A 23,840-nucleotide genomic window follows, 5' to 3' on the forward strand; every position below is an offset into this window, starting at 1 on the left:
AATTAAATCTTAAAGAAGGTTTTAGGTGAAAATCAGATCAATTAGTAAGTTAACAATTTTATTATTAACGATTTTTTATTATCATATTTCATTAGCTGACTCTGTAATTCGTAAAATAACTATCGAAGGTAACCATAGGGTTGAGCGTTCTACTATTGAGAGCTATTTAAAGCTTAAGGTAGGAGAAACCTATAATAATTCTAAAGAAGATGAAGCAATAAAAAATTTATATGCCACCTCACTTTTTAGAAATATAATTATGCATATAACAAATGAGGGTAATTTAATAGTTAACGTTACTGAAACGCCTTTTATAAGTAGCGTAGTATTTAGCGGTAATTCTAAAATCAAAACTAATATGCTCGCTAAAGAAATTTATACAATGTCTGGCGAATCTCTTAGCCAAGCTAAAATTGAATTAGATGTAAAGAAAATATTAGAAATTTATAAACGTAGCGGACGTTTTGCTACCACGGTAACGCCTAAAATCGAAAATTTAGAAAATAACAGAGTTAAGGTTATTTTTGATATAGCAGAAGGACCAAAAACCGGTATTAAATATATTTATTTTAGCGGTAATGAAAATTACAGTGATTCAGAACTTAAATCTATTGTTTTAACTAAAGAATCTCGTTGGTTTCGTTTTTTAGAAAGTAACGATACTTACGATCCTGATAGAGTGGAATATGATAAAGAATTACTGAGAGAGTTTTATCAATCTGTAGGTTTTGCAGATTTTAGAGTAATTTCGGCATCGGCAGAACTCAATAATACTAAAGAATATTTCGCCCTTACCTATTCCATTGAAGAGGGAGAAAAATATAGCTTCGGTAATATTACAATAGACAATAAATTAACTAATATAGATATAACACCGCTTAATAAAATTGTTAATATTAAGCAAGGCAAGGTTTTCAATATGAAAAAGGTTGATGATATAGCTGAAAAAATCGGAGAATATTTTACAGCAAACGGTTACCCTGCAGTAAATGTTTATCCGGATATAATGAAAAGTGCTAATCATGCTGCAGATATTAAATTTATTATTGAGAAAGCTGATAAGGTTTATATTAATAAAGTTAATATTATTAATAACCTTAAAACTGAAGACCATGTTATAAGAAGAGAATTTAAAACAGAAGAAGGGGACATAATTAACCGTTCATATATTGAAAAAGGTGAGCGTAACCTTAGAAATTTAGATTATTTTGAGAAAGTAGCAATTAGCTTAGCTCCGACTAAAGCTAAATATAAATATGATGTTAACGTTGAAGTTGATGAAAAATCTACTTCCTCTATAGGTTTTGATTTAGGATATAATACTGCTGGCGGTTTATTCGGGCGTTTCTCTTTCTTAGAGCGTAATTTAGTCGGTACCGGTAAACTACTTAATGCCGGTGTACAAGTAAGTAAAAACAGTACAAGCTATTACGGCGGTATTACCGAACCACACTTTTTAGATCGTGATTTATCGCTTGGCGTAAATGCTTTTAGAAACTATACAGGACGCGGTGCTAGTGTATTAAATACAACCGATCAAAGCTATAAGTTACACTCTATAGGGGTTAAAACTTCTCTTGGCTATGAAATTAAAGAGGATTTAGGTCACGAAATAGATTGTTTAATTAAACGTGATATTTTAAGTGCACTGAGTCCATCAAGCTCAATATTCTTAAATGAGCAGATGGGAAGATTTATTACTTCTGCTATAGGACATACTATTACTTATGATCAAACCAATAATAAAATTGTTCCAAAGAACGGTTATTTAGTAAGCGGCACCCAAGAATTTGCCGGCGTTGGAGGTGATAACAAATATATAAAACATGAAGTTGACGGTAAATATTATAAATCTTTCATACATAACAAGCTTACTTTAAAATTATCTGCTTCCGGTGGTGATATTGCAGGGCTTGGAGGAAAAATTATTAGAATTTCCGATCGCTTTAATTTAGGTGATTATAGTTTAAGAGGCTTTGCAAGCGGTGGTGTAGGACCTCGCGAAAAGGTCACTAATGAAAGACTTGGCGGTGAGCGATATTACACATTCTCAACAGAGCTTAATTTCCCAACACCTGTACCTGAGGAATTTAATTTAACCGGTGCAGTCTTTATGGATTTAGGAAGCGTATGGGGAGTAGGTCTAAATAAGAAACAATATCAAACTCCAAACGGTTTTTATAACGATAAATCGCTTAGAGCTTCCGTTGGTTTCGGCTTTATTTGGGTAACACGTTTTGCACCGATCAGAATGGATTGGGGTTTCCCGGTTAAGAAGAAGAAATATGACGATACGCAGCATTTCCATTTAAGATTTTCAACGCATTTATAAAGATGCTGATTGTAAACATTATCGCATAGTTCTATGTCATTCCTGCGAAAGCAGGAATCCAGTAGAACAACCTTAATAATTGGATAAAAATTACATAGTTTCTTGTATGCTTACTTAGATTCCTGCTTTCGCAGGAATGACATATCTCAGCCTTGCCGATGTAGCTCAGCTGGTAGAGCGGCGCATTCGTAATGCGTAGGTCTGGGGTTCAAATCCCCACATTGGCACCATTTTCTAAATAAAATTATAGTCCTATTTTGTGATAACAGGTAGAACCTGATACACTAATAACGCCAGTTTAGGATAAGAAGAGTTTAAGATTATCGAAAAAAGAGTTTAAAATATTAGTTTTAGTAATATTAAAAGCATTAACACAAGCTAGAATATGAACTAAAAAATTAGTAGGTGATCGATGCCTTGAGTGTTCAAGATTCATATTATTTTTTAGGACATTAAATACTGACTCAACCAACGACCTTTTTCTAAGCTGTATTTTATCTTCCATTTCCAATAAATGATTCTTCATATCTTTTCTAATTCCTGTAAATAAGCGTAATCCACGACCTAATAATTTAGTAAATAATTCCTTAGAAATATATCCCTTATCACCAAAGAGTTTACCTTGTAATCCATCAGTTATATCGTCTGCTACCGATAAATCACTATTATTTGCTTTGGTAATTTTGATCGCCATAATCGCTCCCTTATTGTTAATTACTATATGCAACTTAAACCCCATAAACCATCCATAACTACTCATCCCTATTTTAGCTATATACTTCTTTAACTTGAAAAGTTGGAAAATGAATATTTAGATGAGCGAATAATCAATGTTCTTATGGATAATTAATATCTAATACTACCAATTCTTCAGGTAAAAGAAGTATACCACTAAATACTTTATTGCTATTTGTACGTTTTGTATAACATATCGATAATTTAGTTGAATCTATGCAATAAATTCCTGTTTCCTCTCCTCTAAATAGTTGCAACATTATAACCAAGCGGTAGAATTAATCTTGACCATAATTGTATTATTCGACTATAACTTGGTAATTTAAAATAACCTCTATATTTATATGATAAGTGATATAAATAATAATTCTTAAAATCTTTGCACGGCGATATATAAAAATATAATACGATAGTTAAAAGCTCTGAAAGGCTTAAATTCCCTTCTCTCCGGCGTTTTCTATCTGTTGGTATTAATTTTTGCTTCTCCCATTCTTCATATATTTCACAAAAATTGTCTAGTATCTAAAATAAAGTTGTGATACATTTTTTCATTGTTGGGTTCTTGTTTTTTTGTTGAAAAACTTCAGTAACCCAACACTCTTAACTTGTAAATACTTTATTCTTATTCCATGCTTCTCTTCTTCCTTATCCTAAATTCGCGTTATTAGCCACGTTATGCAAGAAGTCTAATCAATATGAAAGGCGAAAGGTGGTTTCCGCCTTTAACATACTAGAGGACATAGATGATAACCACTTATATCTCCTGTTGTTTTAACTTCCTGAGCGTATTCTTGACTGCAGCTTTGAAAATTATTATACATCCCAACTAAATTAGCTCCGGTTTCAGTTTCAACTATTTGATTATATAAATTATTTTTTAAATTTAGAGTATTTTTAGCATATTCTTGTGTTCCTGCTTCCCAATCATCTACGGTTAAAGTAATATTTTGTTTTAAATCAGAAAAATTAACAAGTCCATGTTTACTGATTCCGGCTATTATTTCCTCAAAGCCTTCGACTATTCCATTAATTCCTAAGTATTTTGTAACTTTTTGTTTGGCAAAATTATATAAATATGATGCCCATTCTTCTGATTGTGATAGTCCTGTTTTTTTACCAGGAAGGACCATTGTTGTTTTTCCCAAATGCTTATTAGTAATATTAATAAGATTATGTTTTGCATTATATATCTTGGAATGGGTAGCTAATTCTTCTATTGGAGTTGTTACTTTTCCGGTAAATAAATTTTTTTCTATGCCTCTTTCAATTATCGGTTTTGAGCCAGGGCTGTCAAAAGTTGTAGATTTATTAAAATGTAAGTTGCGAGAATGTATTTCTACTGAAGTTAAATCTGCAGTTATCGCTCCAAGTGAATGACCACTAGTATTAAAACTATATTCCGTGGCTTTACTTAAGCCGCCTAATTTGTTAATTACTTCATTAACAAAATCCTGAAGCGGAGTTAGTTTAGTAGGTAAATAGTGAAGAGCGATAAGTAAGTCGTCTAATAAATCATATATATTGAATTTTGTGCCGGCACTAGCAATATGAACTTCTTTAGTTTCTTTATTTATAAATGCGACGGCTTTATAACCATATTTAGCAGTGCTGACATAATCACATGAAGCAGTCAGTATTTCCCAGCCACTATCTGTTAATTGTTCATTGATCTTTGATGCTTCTAGATTATAAACATTTAAATCATCAGTTTTATATGCGAGGTCTAATCCTATATAAGCAAGTTTTTTAGTGCTAATATGTTTAGAATTTTTGTATGTAGACATATCTACCTCTTTTTTATCGCTATTACCATAAAATATGGTTTTTTCTAAAAAATGTCAAGCATTAACATTAATTAACTTATTATTAAATAAAGGTTGACATTTGATTACCTTTGTTATATAGTGCATTTGCGTTATATTTAAAAAACCATGAAACATGGTAACTTAAACAAGGAGATAAACTATGTTTACATTATTAGTACGTAATTTATTCGGAAGTAATAAACCTATTACTTACTTATCTTTAATAGAAAAAGCAAAAGCAGATTATAGTTTTTATACAAAACTAGCATCAGGCAGTTTTCTTGCAGGAATAAGTAGTTTTTTTTCATCTAGTAGTTGGCTAAGCAAAATACCTTTAATAACAGGGGCTGTTTTTGGTACTAGTTATGGGGCAAAAGGCATTATGGATAGTAATGAACAAATAAAGCTTTTTACTAAAGCTCATGAAGCAACTAAAGTTGAAGAGTATTTAGCTACTTCGGGGTTAGGAAGTTTTGTATACGGTACTGCTATAGATAAAAACGGTGTAGATAAATTTACCGGTAAATATATTGAAGGAACAAACGGTAAGATAATATCTAATGCAATAACTCGTGTGCCAACCTTAAGTTTAACGGAAGACGGCGTTGGTTACAAACATAATGGTGGTTATGAAATAGTAGAATCAACAGATCGTGCGTTATATCAGGAAATACCTAGCGTGAAAGGACAATATACAAATAAATTAGTTCTAGATACTAGTATTCTTTCTTTACATGGTTGTATTATTCAGCAGCTAATACAAAATGGCTATTCAAGTGACGATATTGAAAAAGCTTTAAGTTTAGGAACTGTTGAAAAGAGAGAAAGTTACAAAAATAAGCAATTAGCAGAATACAAGCCAAATTTGACAAGTAAGCTATGGCATGGTACAGAGAAAGCTATGCAAAATAAAGAAGTAGAACTTTCAAAAGAAATACAAAAATATGCTAAAATAAATGAAGCTTATGAAGCATTATTTAACCACCACACTTCTAGTACTAGCGAAGAGCAAGAAGAGCAGTTTTATAGCTTTGATTATAATAATCTTAATGATGATCAAACTCAAATCTTAGGAGATGAGGGAGATGAAGGATATATATCTGATATTGCCTAGTAACTAAATACAAAATTTTCTAAAGAGTAAGATTATAGATCTATAATCTTACTCTTTTTTATTTAATAACCTCTTTAGCTCTCTTTTCAAAAGCTATAATCATTTTTTCGGTTGCTTTGGTAAAATAAGTACCAATTAATTTATCCAGTATTAAGGACTTCATTTTAAAATCAATAAAAAATTTTAATTCAGTTCCTGCCGTGCATGGAACAAATTGCCAAGTACTTTTTAAATATTCAAAAGGTCCTGAAATAGCTACCGTATTAATCAAATATATTCCATCATCTGTTATTTCGCTTGTAACTCGGGAGTTATATTTTTCTGAAAAGCCTTTTAACTGAATTACTAACTCAGCAATGATCTCATATTTATCTTCTGAAATAACTCTAGAAGCAGAACACCAGGGCAAGAATTTAGGATAAGATTTTACGTCCCAGACCAAATCAAACAATTCTTGCGGTTTATAGGGTAAAATTTTTGTTTGCTGGAAAAAAGCCATCAGAAGTCAGTTACTTTACCTTTATGCTGCCAATCACCGTATCTTGTCGGTTCTAAGCCTTTAACGCCGCCGATTTCTTTTTCTTTTAGTGCAGCGTCATTCACAAAGCTTGATACAGGCGAATTTTTTGAGTTAAGTCTGTACTCACGGACGTAAGTACGCCCCGTAGACTTACTCTTAAATTCATCCTGTCTGAAGCTTTGTGAATTTAGCTGTATATTTTCTTCTTTTGATATATTATTAGACATCTTTGCAGACTTCGCTTCTAGAGGTAATTTAGACGTCGAACCGGTACTCGTATCCTCACGTACTAGTGTATATACTTCTTCAACATGAAGAGTTGTTAAAATGATTAGGCACAATGGTTTGAAAATTGTCATTTACCAATGAAGAAATTTTATTTTTATATTTTTCAATATTTTCAAAAAATATTCGTATAGAATCAGTAAATGTCTCAAAATTCGCATAAAATTTATTGTTACTTACAACAGAATGCATAAATTTCCACAGTCGTTCAATTGGATTCAAATTAGGACTATATGCTGGCAAAAATAGTAACTCTATTTTACTGTATTGTAGATATTCTTTTACCTTTTTTGACCTATGATATCCAGCATTATCGCATATCAAATAAATCTTACTTTTATCTTGATTATTTGCTTCTAATTTCTTTAAAAATTCAATAATATAATCACCATTAACCTTAGGATTGTCAGTTGTTACTACCTCTAAATCCTTAAGATTAATAGCACCAATAATATGTTTACGCTTCCAACCACTGAAACTTGGTAATGTTTTAACTACATTCTTTCTAATCCAACCAAATTTTGCTCGAGTTTGGTATTGAGGATGAACACTATCCATAAAATAAATAGACTCATCTTTAGCTAAATTATTTTTTAGCAAACTATATTGCAGCTTAAATTCCTCTTGCTTAGCTAAATCTATTTTTCCAGGCATTAACTTAGGTTTCTGATAACTAAAACCAAGTCTGTGTAACAGCTTGATTACCCCAGCTAATGTATAGATTACTCCATATTGACGTTCTATGAACAAACCTATATCTCTAGCATACACATAATTATTATTTTCTAGATGAACTATTAACTCTGCTTCCTCCTGTCTAGTAAGTTTACTATCACTACCGCCATTTCCAGGCTTAAGCTTCTGAGCATTATGATAATCTATTAAATGTTTTCTTATCCCTCCCCATCACTCAGTAATAACACTTTCGATATCTCATCAATACTATAGCTATCATCATACATGAAAACAGCTTTGATTCTATCACAAATCCTCTTATCCCTTTCGCTTCTATGGTAAAGCTTTAATTCTTCTTTTTCTACTGATGTTAATTTTCTATAAATCCATTCTTACTTAATAACACTTGCTGACTTCTTTGACAATTTTTCATTTACTAGAGGTATACGCTGCGGTGCGAGCTGAAGTGTCTCCTTTAAATTCCTCTCTATAAGCTGGTTTGGAAAGATGTCTATTATTTTTTTTATCATCCACAATATTAAAGCATGAAGTATAACCGTATCTATATTAATAGTCATTTAGCTGAAAATAGCAAGATAGAATTAGCAGGTGATCATGTTCATTATGTTAAAACGGTGCTACGTCTTAAAGTAAATGATAGCTTGCGTATCTTTAACGGTACGGATGGAGAATTTTTAGCACAAATTACCGATATAGGTAAGCATAACCTATCGGTTATACTTAAAGAACAGTTAAAAAAGCCGTATACAGAATCTGCGTTAACTCTTGCTGCTGCTATAATAAAGCAAGATAAATTAATGCTTGCAATAAATATGGCTACGCAATTCGGTATAACTAAAATTATTCCGTTAATTACTAGGCGGTGTCAATTTAGAACGATAAATATCGAACGTTTAACGAAATGTGTTATTGAAGCAACAGAGCAATCAGAACGTCTTACTCCCCCGATAATTGAAAGAGCTATCACAATACAAGATTACCTTAAAGAGAATAATAATTTGATGTTATATGCTAATGAACATGCAAAAGAAGAAAATTCTATATTACGAATTTTATCATCACTTAGTAATAGTGATATAACTATTATTATAGGACCGGAGGGAGGCTTTACTAATGATGAACTGGAACTTCTTGCCTCATATAAGAATACAAAATCTGTAAGTTTAGGAAGTAATATATTACGTGCTGAAACAGCAGCAATAGCTGCTATAGCACAAGTGAAGCTGTTAGGTGTATACCTCTAGTAAATGAAAAATTGTCAAAGAAGTCAGCAAGTGTTATTAAGTAAGAATGGATTTATAGAAAATTAACATCAGTAGAAAAAGAAGAATTAAAGCTTTACCATAGAAGCGAAAGGGATAAGAGGATTTGTGATAGAATCAAAGCTGTTTTCATGTATGATGATAGCTATAGTGTTGATGAGATATCGAAAGTGTTATTACTGAGTGATGAAGGGATAAGAAAACATTTAATAGATTATCATAATGCTCAGAAGCTTAAGCCTGGAAATGGCGGTAGTGATAGTAACCTTACTAGACAGGAGGAAGCAGAGTTAATAGTTCATCTAGAAAATAATAATTATGTGTATGCTAGAGATATAGGTTTGTTCATAGAACGTCAATATGGAGTAATCTATACATTAGCTGGGGTAATCAAGCTGTTACACAGACTTGGTTTTAGTTATCAGAAACCTAAGTTAATTCCTGGAAAAATAGATTTAGCTAAGCAAGAGGAATTTAAGCTGCAATATAGTTTGCTAAAAAATAATTTAGCTAAAGATGGGTCTATTTATTTTATGGATAGTGTTCATCCTCAATACCAAACTCGAGCAAGATTTGGTTGGATTAGAAAGAATGTAGTTAAAACATTACCAAGTTTCAGTGGTTGGAAGCGTAAACATATTATTGGTGCTATTAATCTTAAGGATTTAGAGGTAGTAACAACTGACAATCCTAAGGTTAATGGTGATTATATTATTGAATTTTTAAAGGAATTAGAAGCAAATAATCAAGATAAAAGTAAGATTTATTTGATATGCGATAATGCTGGATATCATAGGTCAAAAAAGGTAAAAGAATATCTACAATACAGTAAAATAGGGTTACTATTTTTGCCAGCATATAGTCCTAATTTGAATCCAATTGAACGACTGTGGAAATTTATGCATTCTGTTGTAAGTAACAATAAATTTTATGCGAATTTTGAGACATTTACTGATTCTATACGAATATTTTTTGAAAATATTGAAAAATATAAAAATAAAATTTCTTCATTGGTAAATGACAATTTTCAAACCATTGTGCCTAATCATTTTAACAACTCTTCATGTTGAAGAAGTATATTAGCCTTATTGTCACCCCGTGGCTTGATCACGGGGTCTAGTTAAAAATACTAAATATTTTAGTATTTTTAGATACCGCGGTCAAGCCGCGGTATGACACCGACTACGGAGGTATATAGCTTTACTTCGCCTTTTCTATTCCGGGTTTACAAAATAGCTTACCTAAACAAAGGAAAGAATATACACCACAAAAGCCTATAATTATATAAAGTATTGTAACAATAATTGGAAATGAGCCAAATAAAAGTGTGACTAAATTAAAATTAAATAATCCGACTAAGCCCCAATTTATAGCACCTATAGAAGATAATAAATGTATAGTAGTAATAAGCGGATTATTAGAAGTATTTATTAACATATTTAAGCTCCTTGTAGTTAAACGTAAAATAATCATTTCTCATTTTGAACTATATGTCTACTAAATTTTATAATTCTATAATTTATTAATCCTTCTTAAAAGTTTGATATATTACAGGTATAACAAAAATTGTAAATATAGTACCGATGCTTAATCCTCCAACTATTACAAAGCCTATAGAATTACGAGCAGCAGCACCGGCTCCATCTGCAAAGACTAGAGGTAAAGCTCCGACTACAGCAGCAAGGGTAGTCATAAGAATTGGACGCAAGCGAAGTTTTGAGGATTCTATTATAGCTTCTTGAACCTTTACTCCTTTTTCTCTTAGCTGATTAGCAAATTCTACTATCATAATAGAATTCTTAGTAATTAATCCAATTAAAGTAATAAGTCCGATATTACTATAACATATTAAGGCTATTACCGGCAATCCAGAGAGCAAGTACACCGCCAGTTATTGAGAAAGGTACGGCGAGTAATATTAATAAAGGGTCAGTAAAGCTTTCAAATTGAGCTGCAAGCACTAAATAGATAAATATACTTCTTTAACTTGAAAAGTTGGAAAATGAATATTTAGATGAGCGAATAATCAATGTTCTTATGGATAATTAATATCTAATACTACCAATTCTTCATGTTGAAGAAGTATACAAGAGCAAATACAAATGTTATAAGCATATTACTGTCTGCCTCTCTCATTTGTTTAATTTCGCCGATATATTCAATTATAGTATTACTAGGGTCAAGTAACTTAGCGGCTATTTTATTGATTTCATTAATTGCATCATTAATTTTTCCGTCAGGAGCAAGATCAGAAGAAATAGTAACGGATTTTGAATTATTATAATGACTATATGATTTTACTGATATTTTTTCTGTAATATTGGCTATCGATTCCAGCGGTAACATATTGTTATTTTTTGCCCTGATTAAAATTTTACTAAAATCGCTAATATCTTTTCGATCTTTTTGATTAAATTGCAATATAACGTCATATAAATCATTACCCATTCTAAAATCCCCGATTTGTTGACCTGCAAGTAAATATTGTACCGTTTTGCCTATATTTGCCAAATCCATTCCGTATAAATAAGCCTTATCACGGTTGACTTCTATACTTATAGTCGGCATTGCCGATTGTAAATTTCTATTGACGTTTAAGAAAATAGGATTTGTTTTCATTATATCAATAAATTAAGTATATATTGTTTTTTATTAAAAAACTTATAGTTTTTTACAAAGTGGGAGTGTTGAGCTATGAAGAGTAAAAGGTTATAATGTGATAAAAAAATAAGAAAGTAAAAAATGTCAGAGCATCAAATAACAATGGTCAGTTTAGATGAATTAGTTAGCCCGGAACATCAATATCGTAAATTTAAAAGTTAATTTAATTTCAAAGTAGTTGAAAGAGAGTTATTAGCGATAGAAACTGAAGCTAATTATAAAGGCTATGGAGCATTGAGGTTATTTAAATGTTTACTTCTACAATTTATGGAAGACTTATCTGATCGAGAATTAGAACGTTATTTGGCTGATAGTAATGCCGGCAAATGGTTTTGTGATTTTGCTCTTACAGAGACGACTCCAGATTATAGTGTGTTTAGTAAAATACGTAAGAAAATAGGTACTAACTTACTATCAAAAATATTTGCAAACTTTAGAGAACAACTACGAAAGCAAGGTTATATGAGCGAGGTATTTACCTTTGTAGATGCCTCTCATTTGATCTCAAAAGCTAGTCTTTGGACAGAACGTGATGAGTTGAGGAAGCAAAAATATGACAAGCTAAATAATGAGACTTTGCCCAAAGTTGCGAATGATAAACAAGCTAAAATTGGTTGTAAAGGAGGTAATAAGTTTTGGTATGGTTATAAAAAACATGTTAGCGTTGATATCCAATCAGGGATTATTAATAAGGTTGCAGCTACCTCTGCAAATGTTACTGATAGCAAAGGTTTTAAACACGTTATGCCACGCTCCGGTGCTGCATATGTAGATAAAGCATATTGTACAAAGTCTACCAAAGATACAGCAACTAGGCAAGAAGTGCATCTTTGTGCTGTAAAGAAAAATAACATGAAAGATAAAAGTTTTGACCTTGATAGATATTATACAAAAATTAGAGCACCTTTTGAAAGAGTATTCTCACAAGATAATAAACGTGTCAGATATATTGGTATTGCCAAAAATCAATTCTCGGAATTTATGAACGCTATATGTTTTAATTTGAAACGCTTAACCGTTTTAACGGCTAGCTAATATTATAATGGATAACGCATAGATAATAACAAAATCTCCACTGATTTTTACTAATTTTGTATATATACTTCTTTTACCTGAAGAATTGGTAGTATTAGATATTAATTATCCATAAGAACATTGATTATTCGCTCATCTAAATATTCATTTTCCAACTTTTCAAGTTAAAGAATATACTGAACAAAAATTATCTTAATTTTAAACACTATTTCTTCCAAAAAAATATCCTTCCTATAATTCGCTACTTAATTTCTTATCTCTCAACACTTCCAAAGTAGAAAATTAGCTTTTGTAATTTACTATTGACACTAAATTAGGGTTTTAATGATAAATTTTCACTTTAATTACTTGATTAAGATAGTTTTAACAGTATAACTGATGTAAAATGGCTACATTTTTCTATAAATTAATATAATAACATATATGTTTTAAACTTTGTAAATAACTGGCATTTGCAGTATGTGGGTAGTTTGTTATAATTAACTCACATAAAAAAATATATTGATGTATATTATTGCCAGTTGTATATATTTTTTTATAAAAAAATATCAATACATATTAACCCATTAAAAGAGAGTTGATTTTATTATGAGTACACATAACAAAAAAGAACCAAAAAAAATGAATAAAACCGAATTTATAACATTTATGACCGATCATGGTCATAATCATAAACATGCTTCACATAAAACATTAACAAAAGCTGATGCTGAGAAAGCACTTAATTTAGTTCTTGATAGTGTGATTAGTGCTATAAAGAGCCACCATAATATTAATATAACAGGTTTCGGTTCATTTGAAATACATCATAGAAAAGCACGTGAGGGCCGTAACCCAAAAACCGGAGCAAAAATGAAAATAGATGCTTACAATCAACCTACTTTTAGAGCTGGAAGAAAAATGAAAGAAGCTTGTAATTAAAAGAAGTAACTTATTACAGTACTGATAATTTTCAAACCCCGTTACAAGCTTGCGGGGTGACACTAGAAAAACCGGCTCATGCAATAGTGCTCTGCAAAAGCCGGAATGATATAGAACAATTCTTAAGTACAATTCATAACAGTATTGCAACCATTGATAATTGAACGCCTAGAGTTTAACTTAAAACATAATAAGCTATATAATAGTTGGCTTATCGAATCCGAAAATATAGAGCAAGCTTTAAAAGATTTAGAAGATTTTATATATAGTAAGCTTTTTAAGAATAGCATTCCTCTTGAAAACAATCCTGATTATCATTTCATCGCTAGGGAAACTTCAACTACATCTAATGCTAAAAATATTTCTATTGAACAAATAAGAAAATTACAAGATTTCTTAAGTAAAACTTCTGCAATTTCAGGTTATAAAGTTGCCGTAATTTATGCGGCTGATCTTATGAATTTAAATGCGGCGAATTCATGCTTAAAAATTCTTGAAGATGCACCAAAGAATAGTTACATTTTTTTAATTACTTCAAGAGCTGCAAGTATTATATCTACAATTAGATCAAGATGCTTTAAAATTAATGTTAACTCATCTCAACCTCATTCTATAAATGAATTATATCTTCAATTTATTCAGCCGATAGCAAATAATGAAACGTTAGATTTTATTAATCGTTTTACTACTAAAGACCGAGAATTATGGCTAGATTTTATTGATAATTTATTATTATTATTGAATAGAATTCTTAAAAAATCGGCTAACGTCAATATTGAGCTTCTAGATTTAGAAAATAAGATTTTTGATAAACTGCCAAATAAGCATCCTTCCTATTTACTACAAAAATTTACCGATATAAAAAAGTTAATATATAATACCGTTGATTATGATTTAGACTTAAAAACAAGTTATATATTAGTAGTGAATGAGTTTTTTAGTAATTAACACGATATCACTACGTTCCTTTTCACGTTATCCATAAAAGGCGTTATTGCATGGATAGGTAAAACCCGTTGTGTTACCCCGTGGCTTGACCACGGGGCTTGACCACGGGGCCATAAAAACAACTTGAAATACTAATAATTTTAGTATTTTTAACTGGATCCCGCTACAAGCTCGCGGGATGACAACGGAAAATCGATCTATGCAACAACGCCTACATAAAACCATAAAATATATTGTTGCTAAAACATATTGAGCAAAATATATTAGAACTTTATAAATTAAATTATTTGCATGTTTAAAACTTTAACACAAAATTTAACGAAGATTTTTGATAAGCTAGTTAGCTCAGGGATTTTAACGGAAGCCCAAATAGATGCTGCTATGCGGGATATAAGAGTAGCTCTTTTAGAGTCGGATGTTGCATTACCGGTGATAAAAGATTTTATAGCGGAAGTTAAACAAAAGGCACTCGGACAGGAGGTTATTAAATCAGTTTCACCGGGGCAGATGATAATTAAAATTATTCATGAAGAGATGATAAATCTCTTAGCTTCAAGTGAAAGTGAGACAAAGCTGAATTTAAATTCAAAGCCGCCGGTAAATTTCCTAATGGTAGGGCTGCAAGGAAGCGGTAAAACTACGGCGAGTAGTAAGCTTGCTTTACGACTTAAAAATCAAAATAAAAAAGTTTTACTTGTTTCTTTGGATACTTACAGACCGGCCGCACAAGAGCAACTGGCTATACTTGCAAACTCAGTACAGATTAATTCATTACCTATTGTGCAAGGTGAGAAATCTCTTAATATTGTCAAAAGAGCTATTGCCGAGGCTAAAATTTCTGCTTATGACGTCGTAATTTATGATACGGCAGGTCGTACACAAATTGATAAAGAGATGATGGAGGAAGCCCTTGCAATAAAAAAGATAGTGGAACCTACGGAAACTTTGTTAGTAATTGATAGTATGACAGGGCAGGATGCAGTAGTTACGGCAAGTAGCTTTAATGAAAAGTTAGAGATTTCAGGATTAATTTTATCTAGAATTGATGGCGATTCCAAGGGCGGTGCAGCACTCAGTGTAAAATATATTACTAAAAAGCCGATTAAATTTTTAAGTAGCGGTGAAAAACTAACTGATTTAGAAGAATTCGATGCTGAACGTTTAGCTTCTCGAATACTTGATATGGGTGATATTATCTCTTTTGTTGAAAAAGCAGCTAGTATCGTTGATAGAGAAGAAGCCGAAAAAACGGCCGCTAAATTGAAAAAAGGTAAGTTTGATTTAAATGATTATCTTCAGCAAATGAGAAGTATAAAAAAAATGGGAGGTTTTGGAAGTATACTTAGCATGTTACCGGGTAGCGGTAAAATTATGGATCAAATAGATCAATCAAAATTAAATAGTAAAATAATTGAACATCAAGAAGCAATTATTTTATCTATGACGCTGAAAGAACGTAAAAATCCTGACATCATTAATGCTGCTCGTAGAAAACGTATAGCTGCTGGAGCAGGGACTACGGTACAAAAGGTAAATATTTTGCTAAAGCAATATAAGCAAATAAGCGAGATGATGAAAAAAGCCAGTAAAATGAACCCTAAAAATCTATTACGTAGCGGAATTGGAAAATTATTTTCGTAAAACGGCATTATTGCGTAGAGGGTTTTAGAGTCATTGAGAGCGACTTTTGGTGTTGTTGTGTGGCTAGTTTATGTCATTCCAGCTAGGCATTGTTGTGTGGATACCAAAACCGTCATTGTGAGGAGGCGTTGTTGCGTGGACCGGTAAATGCTCTTTATGTCATTCTGAGCAACGGCGAGAATCCAGAAAAAAAAGTATAAATACAGCAAATTTTTGAAATTAAAAGCTCGATTTATCTCGCTTTAGGCTGGATTCCCGCCCACGCGGGAATGACATCGGTATCCACGCAACAATGCCTTGCGAGGAGTGAAGCTTTGCTGCAATCTAGAAAAAGTAATAAAAAATGCTAAAAATTAGCATTTTTACTGGATTGCCGCACGGTCTTCGATCGCTCGCAATGACGGTGCGGGTATCCATGCAACAACGCCCGTGCCGGCTTACAATGACAGGTCTAATCAATCTTCAATTTCAAAGCATTTGCAAAAAATGTATAGATATTGCTAAAATAATTAGCACTGTCTTTTAAGTCACTACCGCTACCATGTCCGCTATCACTACTCTCTAAGAAATAAGTTGTAATGTTTGGATTGTGCTCAAGTACATATTCAAAAATTCGTGCATGTCATGGATGTATACTTCTTTTACCTGAAGAATTGGTAGTATTAGATATTAATTATCCATAAGAACATTGATTATTCGCTCATCTAAATATTCATTTTCCAACTTTTCAAGTTAAAGAAGTATACCATATGGAGTTTTTCTTTGGTCATAGAAAATAGATGCTATTTCTTTCTTAACTACCTTATAAGTAGGCATAGATTTGAAAGCATTTTCTGTTTTATCAATACGCTCTTTTGCCCATTTTAGAGCTTCAGTTCCTTCAGCTTCTTCTAAAAATTTAGTATCTTTCTGGTTATATATTTGCTTATTATTATCTCCTATAGCCTGAACGGAAAAGGTTAATAAAATAATTGTAAAATAACAGGTAAGTTTTTTCATTATTTTAAAAACATAACCACCACAGTAAAAGATATATATATCTTATTTTCCTTCAAAATCAACCTTTCAAGAAACAAACTCGAGTTCAGCGAGCTTAGGGGATTCTATACCTTCTAAAATGAATTTTGTTAAAAATGATGAAACACTGCAAGGAAAATTAATGCGTGTTGAAGAGCATACGTTACAAAAAACAACATATATACCTCTAGTAAATGAAAAATTGTCAAAGAAGTCAGCAAGTGTTATTAAGTAAGAATGATTTATAGAAAATTAACATCAGTAGAAAAAGAAGAATTAAAGCTTTACCATAGGGGAGTGTTGAGCTATGAAGAGTAAAAGGTTATAATGTGATAAAAAAATAAGAAAGTAAAAAATGTCAGAGCATCAAATAACAATGGTCAGTTTAGATGAATTAGTTAGCCCGGAACATCAATATCGTAAATTTAAAAGTTAATTTAATTTCAAAGTAGTTGAAAGAGAGTTATTAGCGATAGAAACTGAAGCTAATTATAAAGGCTATGGAGCATTGAGGTTATTTAAATGTTTACTTCTACAATTTATGGAAGACTTATCTGATCGAGAATTAGAACGTTATTTGGCTGATAGTAATGCCGGCAAATGGTTTTGTGATTTTGCTCTTACAGAGACGACTCCAGATTATAGTGTGTTTAGTAAAATACGTAAGAAAATAGGTACTAACTTACTATCAAAAATATTTGCAAACTTTAGAGAACAACTACGAAAGCAAGGTTATATGAGCGAGGTATTTACCTTTGTAGATGCCTCTCATTTGATCTCAAAAGCTAGTCTTTGGACAGAACGTGATGAGTTGAGGAAGCAAAAATATGACAAGCTAAATAATGAGACTTTGCCCAAAGTTGCGAATGATAAACAAGCTAAAATTGGTTGTAAAGGAGGTAATAAGTTTTGGTATGGTTATAAAAAACATGTTAGCGTTGATATCCAATCAGGGATTATTAATAAGGTTGCAGTTACCTCTGCAAATGTTACTGATAGCAAAGGTTTTAAACACGTTATGCCACGCTCCGGTGCTGCATATGTAGATAAAGCATATTGTACAAAGTCTACCAAAGATACAGCAACTAGGCAAGAAGTGCATCTTTGTGCTGTAAAGAAAAATAACATGAAAGATAAAAATTTTGACCTTGATAGATATTATACAAAAATTAGAGCACCTTTTGAAAGAGTATTCTCACAAGATAATAAACGTGTCAGATATATTGGTATTGCCAAAAATCAATTCTCGGAATTTATGAATGCTATATGTTTTAATTTGAAACGCTTAACCGTTTTAACGGCTAGCTAATATTATAATGGATAACGCATAGATAATAACAAAATCTCCACTGATTTTTACTAATTTTGTATATATACTTCTTTTACCTGAAAAATTGGTAGTATTAGATATTAATTATCCATAAGAACATTGATTATTCGCTCATCTAAATATTCATTTTCCAACTTTTCAAGTTAAAGAAGTATATAAGAACGTATACCTCTAGTAAATGAAAAATTGTCAAAGAAGTCAGCAAGTGTTATTAAGTAAGAATGGATTTATAGAAAATTAACATCAGTAGAAAAAGAAGAATTAAAGCTTTACCATAGAAGCGAAAGGGATAAGAGGATTTGTGATAGAATCAAAGCTGTTCTCACGTATGATGATAGCTATAGTATTGATGAGATATCGAAAGTGTTATTACTGAGTGATGAAGGGATAAGAAAACATTTAATAGATTATCATAATGCTCAGAAGCTTAAGCCTGGAAATGGCGGTAGTGATAGTAACCTTACTAGACAGGAGGAAGCAGAGTTAATAGTTCATCTAGAAAATAATAATTATGTGTATGCTAGAGATATAGGTTTGTTCATAGAACGTCAATATGGAGTAATCTATACATTAGCTGGGGTAATCAAGCTGTTACACAGACTTGGTTTTAGTTATCAGAAACCTAAGTTAATTCCTGGAAAAATAGATTTAGCTAAGCAAGAGGAATTTAAGCTGCAATATAGTTTGCTAAAAAATAATTTAGCTAAAGATGAGTCTATTTATTTTATGGATAGTGTTCATCCTCAATACCAAACTCGAGCAAAATTTGGTTGGATTAGAAAGAATGTAGTTAAAACATTACCAAGTTTCAGTGGTTGGAAGCGTAAACATATTATTGGTGCTATTAATCTTAAGGATTTAGAGGTAGTAACAACTGACAATCCTAAGGTTAATGGTGATTATATACTTCTTCAACATGAAGAGTTGTTAAAATGATTAGGAACAATGGTTTGAAAATTGTCATTTACCAATGAAGAAATTTTATTTTTATATTTTTCAATATTTTCAAAAAATATTCGTATAGAATCAGTAAATGTCTCAAAATTCGCATAAAATTTATTGTTACTTACAATAGAATGCATAAATTTCCACAGTCGTTCAATTGGATTCAAATTAGGACTATATGCTGGCAAAAATAGTAACCCTATTTTACTGTATTGTAGATATTCTTTTACCTTTTTTGACCTATGATATCCAGCATTATCGCATATCAAATAAATCTTACTTTTATCTTGATTATTTGCTTCTAATTCCTTTAAAAATTCAATAATATAATCACCATTAACCTTAGGATTGTCAGTTGTTACTACCTCTAAATCCTTAAGATTAATAGCACCAATAATATGTTTACGCTTCCAACCACTGAAACTTGGTAATGTTTTAACTACATTCTTTCTAATCCAACCAAATCTTGCTCGAGTTTGGTATTGAGGATGAACACTATCCATAAAATAAATAGACTCATCTTTAGCTAAATTATTTTTTAGCAAACTATATTGCAGCTTAAATTCCTCTTGCTTAGCTAAATCTATTTTTCCAGGAATTAACTTAGGTTTCTGATAACTAAAACCAAGTCTGTGTAACAGCTTGATTACCCCAGCTAATGTATAGATTACTCCATATTGACGTTCTATGAACAAACCTATATCTCTAGCATACACATAATTATTATTTTCTAGATGAACTATTAACTCTGCTTCCTCCTGTCTAGTAAGTTTACTATCACTACCGCCATTTCCAGGCTTAAGCTTCTGAGCATTATGATAATCTATTAAATGTTTTCTTATCCCTTCATCACTCAGTAATAACACTTTCGATATCTCATCAATACTATAGCTATCATCATACATGAGAACAGCTTTGATTCTATCACAAATCCTCTTATCCCTTTCGCTTCTATGGTAAAGCTTTAATTCTTCTTTTTCTACTGATGTTAATTTTCTATAAATCCATTCTTACTTAATAACACTTGCTGACTTCTTTGACAATTTTTCATTTACTAGAGGTATATTATTGAATTTTTAAAGGAATTAGAAGCAAATAATCAAGATAAAAGTAAGATTTATTTGATATGCGATAATGCTGGATATCATAGGTCAAAAAAGGTAAAAGAATATCTACAATACAGTAAAATAGGGTTACTATTTTTGCCAGCATATAGTCCTAATTTGAATCCAATTGAACGACTGTGGAAATTTATGCATTCTGTTGTAAGTAACAATAAATTTTATGCGAATTTTGAGACATTTACTGATTCTATACGAATATTTTTTGAAAATATTGAAAAATATAAAAATAAAATTTCTTCATTGGTAAATGACAATTTTCAAACCATTGTGCCTAATCATTTTAACAACTCTTCATGTTGAAGAAGTATATATCTTCTAACTCTTACTACTTATCAAAATTACGAAACAAAAGCATAAAATTTAAAAATTATAGTTATAAATAAAAAATCACTTGCATGAAAATAAACCTATGATATATTTCTTCACGTTGGGTTTCAATTTTGTCTTCCATAAAAGTAACCCAACACTATTATCTCTCAGCTAATAGTGGATATAGTGCTAGTTGAGGACAAAAGTAAAAATATAAAAAACAAGTAAAATATCGAATAGGCAAAAAATCGTTTAGCCTGTTTGTTATCAGGGGTGTCATAGAATAAAGAACCGGAATAATATAGAAATACTAACCCAAGAATACCGGAAGTTATTAAATATATAAAATTATTCATTCCGATAAAAAAAGGCATTAATGCAACAATAAATAAAAGAATGCTGTAAATTAGAATTTGTTTCTTAGTATATAAATTCCCTTTTACTGCAGGCATCATTGGTACTTTACAGTTTTTATAGTCATCGTTACAGAATAAAGCAAGAGCCCATGAATGCGGCGGCGTCCAAATAAAAATAATCAAAAATAATATAATTGACTCTAAAGATATAGTATTGCTTACCGCGGCATAACCTATCACAGGAGGTAATGCTCCCGATACTCCGCCAATAACAATATTTTGTATAAAACGACGCTTTAACCAAATAGTATAAATACAGATATAATAAAAAATAGTGAATAGCAGTAAAAAGGATGCAAGTAGATTAACACATAAAGCCATAAAAAATACTGCAAAAAATCCCGTTATCAAACCAAAAGATAAAGCCTCATCAGGTTCTATAGCCCCTCTGACGATAGGTCTTTTTTGAGTACGTTTCATTAAGCTATCGATATCTCTATCGTACCACATATTAATTGCTCCTGCACTACCTGCACCAAGAGCTATGCAAACAACAGCAATACCGGCAATAAAAGGATGCACAGAATAAGGAGCAAGCCACATACCTACAAAACCCGTAAAAATCACAAGCGACATCACACGCGGTTTCATTAATAATATATAGTCTTTAACTGTACTCTGTGAATAATTGATTTTATCTAAATTGATTGACCTTACTAAAGAACTCATATGAAATATTTTTTAATTAAATATAAAAAGTTTTAGGTTAAAAATCAATGATTGACTTTGATATAAGAAATGTATATATTTTCTTGTAATTCAAATATAAAGTTAAGGATATTATCAGTGACAAAAATTGTTCGTTCTAAATATAAAGCTAGTAGAAGACTTGGAGTAAGTCTATGGGGTGATAGCAAGGATGCTTTCAATACACGAAATTATCGTCCCGGACAGCATGGGCAGAATACCATGATTAAAACTTCAGATTATGGTTTACATTTAAAAGCTAAGCAAAGATTAAAATGCCATTACGGTCGTGTCACTGAAAAACAATTTAGGAATATTTTTGCACTTGCTCAAAAAATGAAAGGTAATACCGGTGAAAACTTCATCGGATTACTTGAAAGCAGACTTGATACAGTAGTTTATAGAATGAATATAGCTCCAACTATTTTTGCTGCAAGACAATTAGTTTCACACGGACATATTAAATTAAACGGTAAGAAAGCCGATATAGCAAGCATACGACTAAAGGAAGGTGATGTTATAGAAGTTAAAGAATCCGTAAAACAAATACCGCTTATCCAAGAATCCGTTTCAAAACAAGGCCAAACAACACCAGGCTATTTATCATTTGATGTACCTTCATTAACCGGTAAATATTTAAGAGTTCCTGCTCTTTCTGATGTTCCATATCCTTTTGAAGCAGAAGTTCATTTAGTAATCGAGTTGTATTCTCGTTAATAATTACAAAAAAGCAGGTTTTATTTATCTGCCTTTTTACTTTCTTCCCTACACCTAAATTTTTCCTTTATACTATAACACAACTTATCACCTAATTCGGCAGCGTTTATTAAAGATAGATTAGTTAAGAATTTAACGTCTGAGCTAAGAAGAAAAAACTGTAAATTTTGACGTAGCAAGACAGTATACAAATGCTAATTTTTATTATTTTTTCTGGATTGCAGCAAAGCTTCGCTCCTCGCAATGACAACTTGGGTATCTACGCAACAACGCCCGTTTGCAATGATGATATCTATTTTTAATAAACAATGACCCATATATACTTCTTTTACCTGAAGAATTGGTAGTATTAGATATTAATTATCCATAAGAACATTGATTATTCGCTCATCTAAATATTCATTTTCCAACTTTTCAAGTTAAAGAAGTATATATATACAAAATTAGTAAAAATCAGTGGAGATTTTGTTATTATCTATGCGTTATCCATTATAATATTAGCTAGCCGTTAAAACGGTTAAGCGTTTCAAATTAAAACATATAGCATTCATAAATTCCGAGAATTGATTTTTGGCAATACCAATATATCTGACACGTTTATTATCTTGTGAGAATACTCTTTCAAAAGGTGCTCTAATTTTTGTATAATATCTATCAAGGTCAAAACTTTTATCTTTCATGTTATTTTTCTTTACAGCACAAAGATGCACTTCTTGCCTAGTTGCTGTATCTTTGGTAGACTTTGTACAATATGCTTTATCTACATATGCAGCACCGGAGCGTGGCATAACGTGTTTAAAACCTTTGCTATCAGTAACATTTGCAGAGGTAACTGCAACCTTATTAATAATCCCTGATTGGATATCAACGCTAACATGTTTTTTATAACCATACCAAAACTTATTACCTCCTTTACAACCAATTTTAGCTTGTTTATCATTCGCAACTTTGGGCAAAGTCTCATTATTTAGCTTGTCATACTTTTGCTTCCTCAACTCATCACGTTCTGTCCAAAGACTAGCTTTTGAGATCAAATGAGAGGCATCTACAAAGGTAAATACCTCGCTCATATAACCTTGCTTTCGTAGTTGTTCTCTAAAGTTTGCAAATATTTTTGATAGTAAGTTAGTACCTATTTTCTTACGTATTTTACTAAACACACTATAATCTGGAGTCGTCTCTGTAAGAGCAAAATCACAAAACCATTTGCCGGCATTACTATCAGCCAAATAACGTTCTAATTCTCGATCAGATAAGTCTTCCATAAATTGTAGAAGTAAACATTTAAATAACCTCAATGCTCCATAGCCTTTATAATTAGCTTCAGTTTCTATCGCTAA

At 31.3% G+C, this 23,840-nt stretch carries 21 protein-coding genes, 1 tRNA gene and 4 pseudogenes; 13 read left to right on the plus strand and 13 right to left on the minus strand.

What is annotated here, in order from left to right:
- Positions 1–25 precede the first annotated feature (25 nt).
- Positions 26–2,332 (plus strand): outer membrane protein assembly factor BamA, encoded by a 2,307-nt coding sequence (bamA, locus tag AC5584_RS01225; RefSeq protein WP_499216586.1) that lies wholly within the window; start codon positions 26–28, stop codon positions 2,330–2,332.
- 154 nt (positions 2,333–2,486) lie between these two features.
- Positions 2,487–2,562 (plus strand) — tRNA-Thr (locus tag AC5584_RS01230).
- Between the two features lie 68 nt (positions 2,563–2,630).
- Here the strand turns inward: AC5584_RS01230 and AC5584_RS01235 are convergent.
- Positions 2,631–3,589: pseudogene (locus tag AC5584_RS01235) on the minus strand (IS982 family transposase).
- 200 nt (positions 3,590–3,789) lie between these two features.
- Entirely contained in the window at positions 3,790–4,851 is a 1,062-nt protein-coding gene (rlip, locus tag AC5584_RS01240; protein ID WP_499162211.1) for a secreted effector lipase Rlip, read from the minus strand.
- A 181-nt stretch (positions 4,852–5,032) separates the two neighbouring features.
- Here rlip and AC5584_RS01245 point away from each other — a divergent pair, with 181 nt between their 5' ends.
- Complete coding sequence (locus tag AC5584_RS01245) at positions 5,033–5,986, plus strand: hypothetical protein (RefSeq protein ID WP_499216587.1); 954 nt, start codon at positions 5,033–5,035, stop codon at positions 5,984–5,986.
- 58 nt (positions 5,987–6,044) lie between these two features.
- Here AC5584_RS01245 and AC5584_RS01250 read toward each other — a convergent pair whose 3' ends face one another.
- The 4 genes and pseudogenes from AC5584_RS01250 to AC5584_RS01265 all read right to left on the minus strand — a co-directional run.
- The gene (locus AC5584_RS01250) at positions 6,045–6,485 is read right to left on the minus strand and encodes a type II toxin-antitoxin system RatA family toxin (protein ID WP_499162212.1); all 441 of its coding nucleotides are present in this window, start codon (positions 6,483–6,485) and stop codon (positions 6,045–6,047) included.
- Positions 6,485–6,733, minus strand: a complete 249-nt coding sequence (locus tag AC5584_RS01255; protein ID WP_499217077.1) for a DUF1674 domain-containing protein — start codon at positions 6,731–6,733, stop codon at positions 6,485–6,487. The genes AC5584_RS01250 and AC5584_RS01255 overlap by 1 nt, the downstream gene beginning before the upstream one ends.
- A 79-nt stretch (positions 6,734–6,812) precedes the next feature.
- On the minus strand, positions 6,813–7,688 hold the full coding sequence (locus AC5584_RS01260) for an IS630 family transposase (RefSeq protein WP_499217078.1): 876 nt from the start codon (positions 7,686–7,688) through the stop codon (positions 6,813–6,815).
- A gap of 216 nt (positions 7,689–7,904) precedes the next feature.
- Positions 7,905–8,000: pseudogene (locus tag AC5584_RS01265) on the minus strand (palindromic element RPE1 domain-containing protein); the annotation flags it as partial.
- 11 nt (positions 8,001–8,011) lie between these two features.
- Here AC5584_RS01265 and AC5584_RS01270 point away from each other — a divergent pair.
- Together AC5584_RS01270 and AC5584_RS01275 are read left to right on the plus strand one after the other, a co-directional pair.
- Positions 8,012–8,731, plus strand: coding sequence for a 16S rRNA (uracil(1498)-N(3))-methyltransferase (locus AC5584_RS01270; protein ID WP_499216588.1), 720 nt, complete (start codon positions 8,012–8,014; stop codon positions 8,729–8,731).
- 134 nt (positions 8,732–8,865) lie between these two features.
- Positions 8,866–9,819 carry an IS630 family transposase gene (locus AC5584_RS01275; protein WP_499217079.1) on the plus strand — a complete coding sequence of 318 codons (954 nt, stop codon included), beginning with the start codon at positions 8,866–8,868 and terminating at the stop codon, positions 9,817–9,819.
- Positions 9,820–9,949: 130 nt separating this feature from the next.
- On the opposite strand, the gene AC5584_RS01280 is transcribed toward AC5584_RS01275, so the two are convergent.
- Positions 9,950–10,186 (minus strand): DUF378 domain-containing protein, encoded by a 237-nt coding sequence (locus tag AC5584_RS01280; RefSeq protein WP_040257031.1) that lies wholly within the window; start codon positions 10,184–10,186, stop codon positions 9,950–9,952.
- Positions 10,187–10,271: 85 nt separating this feature from the next.
- A pseudogene (locus AC5584_RS01285) lies at positions 10,272–11,380 on the minus strand (efflux RND transporter permease subunit); the annotation flags it as partial.
- Between the two features lie 228 nt (positions 11,381–11,608).
- Between AC5584_RS01285 and AC5584_RS01290 the strand changes: the two are divergent.
- The 3 genes from AC5584_RS01290 (at position 11,609) to AC5584_RS01300 (ending at position 14,314) form a co-directional block, all read left to right on the plus strand.
- Positions 11,609–12,445 (plus strand): transposase, encoded by an 837-nt coding sequence (locus AC5584_RS01290; RefSeq protein WP_499217080.1) that lies wholly within the window; start codon positions 11,609–11,611, stop codon positions 12,443–12,445.
- A gap of 588 nt (positions 12,446–13,033) precedes the next feature.
- Positions 13,034–13,366, plus strand: a complete 333-nt coding sequence (locus AC5584_RS01295) for an HU family DNA-binding protein (RefSeq protein WP_499216589.1) — start codon at positions 13,034–13,036, stop codon at positions 13,364–13,366.
- Positions 13,367–13,519: 153 nt separating this feature from the next.
- Positions 13,520–14,314, plus strand: coding sequence for a DNA polymerase III delta subunit-related protein (locus AC5584_RS01300; protein WP_499216590.1), 795 nt, complete (start codon positions 13,520–13,522; stop codon positions 14,312–14,314).
- A 27-nt stretch (positions 14,315–14,341) separates the two neighbouring features.
- Here the strand turns inward: AC5584_RS01300 and AC5584_RS01305 are convergent, their stop codons facing one another.
- Positions 14,342–14,539 (minus strand): hypothetical protein, encoded by a 198-nt coding sequence (locus AC5584_RS01305; RefSeq protein WP_499216591.1) that lies wholly within the window; start codon positions 14,537–14,539, stop codon positions 14,342–14,344.
- Positions 14,540–14,605: 66 nt separating this feature from the next.
- On the opposite strand from AC5584_RS01305, the gene ffh reads away from it, so the two are divergent.
- Positions 14,606–15,955 carry a signal recognition particle protein gene (ffh, locus tag AC5584_RS01310; protein ID WP_499216592.1) on the plus strand — a complete coding sequence of 450 codons (1,350 nt, stop codon included), beginning with the start codon at positions 14,606–14,608 and terminating at the stop codon, positions 15,953–15,955.
- Positions 15,956–16,693: 738 nt separating this feature from the next.
- On the opposite strand, the pseudogene AC5584_RS01315 reads toward ffh, so the two are convergent.
- Positions 16,694–16,954, minus strand: a pseudogene (locus AC5584_RS01315) (prolyl oligopeptidase family serine peptidase); the annotation flags it as partial.
- 490 nt (positions 16,955–17,444) lie between these two features.
- Here AC5584_RS01315 and AC5584_RS01320 point away from each other — a divergent pair.
- Both AC5584_RS01320 and AC5584_RS01325 read left to right on the plus strand, forming a co-directional pair.
- Positions 17,445–18,281 (plus strand): transposase, encoded by an 837-nt coding sequence (locus AC5584_RS01320; protein WP_499216920.1) that lies wholly within the window; start codon positions 17,445–17,447, stop codon positions 18,279–18,281.
- Between the two features lie 384 nt (positions 18,282–18,665).
- Complete coding sequence (locus AC5584_RS01325) at positions 18,666–19,238, plus strand: winged helix-turn-helix domain-containing protein (protein ID WP_499216593.1); 573 nt, start codon at positions 18,666–18,668, stop codon at positions 19,236–19,238.
- Here the strand turns inward: AC5584_RS01325 and AC5584_RS01330 are convergent.
- Positions 19,214–20,251, minus strand: coding sequence for an IS630 family transposase (locus AC5584_RS01330; protein ID WP_499217081.1), 1,038 nt, complete (start codon positions 20,249–20,251; stop codon positions 19,214–19,216). The two genes, AC5584_RS01325 and AC5584_RS01330, sit on opposite strands and share 25 nt — an antisense overlap.
- Positions 20,252–20,314: 63 nt before the next feature.
- Between AC5584_RS01330 and AC5584_RS01335 the strand changes: the two genes are divergently transcribed.
- Positions 20,315–20,671: a transposase gene (locus AC5584_RS01335; RefSeq protein ID WP_499217082.1), complete on the plus strand. Its 357-nt coding sequence runs from the start codon at positions 20,315–20,317 to the stop codon at positions 20,669–20,671.
- Between the two features lie 176 nt (positions 20,672–20,847).
- On the opposite strand, the gene cyoE is transcribed toward AC5584_RS01335, so the two are convergent.
- Positions 20,848–21,765: a heme o synthase gene (cyoE, locus tag AC5584_RS01340; protein WP_499216594.1), complete on the minus strand. Its 918-nt coding sequence runs from the start codon at positions 21,763–21,765 to the stop codon at positions 20,848–20,850.
- 117 nt (positions 21,766–21,882) lie between these two features.
- On the opposite strand from cyoE, the gene rpsD reads away from it, so the two are divergent.
- Positions 21,883–22,500, plus strand: coding sequence for a 30S ribosomal protein S4 (rpsD, locus tag AC5584_RS01345; protein WP_023508073.1), 618 nt, complete (start codon positions 21,883–21,885; stop codon positions 22,498–22,500).
- Positions 22,501–22,997: 497 nt separating this feature from the next.
- Here rpsD and AC5584_RS01350 read toward each other — a convergent pair whose 3' ends face one another.
- Positions 22,998–23,834 carry a transposase gene (locus AC5584_RS01350; protein ID WP_499217083.1) on the minus strand — a complete coding sequence of 279 codons (837 nt, stop codon included), beginning with the start codon at positions 23,832–23,834 and terminating at the stop codon, positions 22,998–23,000.
- Positions 23,835–23,840 lie beyond the last annotated feature (6 nt).

This window comes from Rickettsia endosymbiont of Villa modesta, assembly GCF_964026485.1.
In the GTDB taxonomy this organism is placed as follows: domain Bacteria; phylum Pseudomonadota; class Alphaproteobacteria; order Rickettsiales; family Rickettsiaceae; genus Rickettsia; species Rickettsia asembonensis.